Origin of the sequence: Protofrankia sp. CiT1, assembly GCF_917627335.1 — a bacterium.
In the GTDB taxonomy this organism is placed as follows: domain Bacteria; phylum Actinomycetota; class Actinomycetes; order Frankiales; family Frankiaceae; genus Protofrankia.
In genome coordinates this window covers 1-516 of sequence record NZ_CAKJTP010000218.1, presented here as the reverse complement: position 1 = coordinate 516, position 516 = coordinate 1, and the positions used below count along the sequence as shown (strand labels likewise).

At 55.6% G+C, this 516-nt stretch carries 1 protein-coding gene; it reads right to left on the bottom strand.

The features are described from left to right. The coding region (locus MJ785_RS20225) for a winged helix-turn-helix domain-containing protein (RefSeq protein WP_239382325.1) at positions 1 to 460 on the bottom strand (460 nt) is incomplete at its 3' end. Between the last annotated feature and the right edge of the window lie 56 nt (positions 461 to 516).

The window sequence follows — 516 nt, the reverse complement described above, 5'->3', positions numbered from 1 at the left end:
CCTCCTCCTTCCACTTCTTAACCTTGTCCGAATCCTTCTGCCAAGCCCGCGTCAGCGGACGTTGGGGTGACAACCCCATTCGATGCAGCAACTTCCCGACCCCCTGAGGTGTGTACTCGACCCCGAACTTCCGCCGGATCACGTCACGAATCATGTCGCGCGTCCAGAGAGCAAAGTCGAACTGCAACTGCCGCGGGTCATTGCCTACGATGAGCCGCAAAAGAATATCAATCTGCTCCTTGGTCAGCTTTGGTTGGGGGCCAGGAGACTGCTTCACCTTGAGTGCTTCCGGCCCCCCTTCGCGTCGGATCTTGAGCCATCCAAAGAATGTCGACCGGCCAATTTCAAACGCGTGGCACACCTGATCCACGGCCATGCCACGGTCATATGCGCTCAACGCCAGCGCTCGGATATCTTCTAGGGTTCGCCGCGGGATTCTGGAGCCTGATTCATTGGCCATGTCAACAGCATATTGGAAATATGCCAAGAAGTCCAGTATTCAGATTTCTCCTTAGT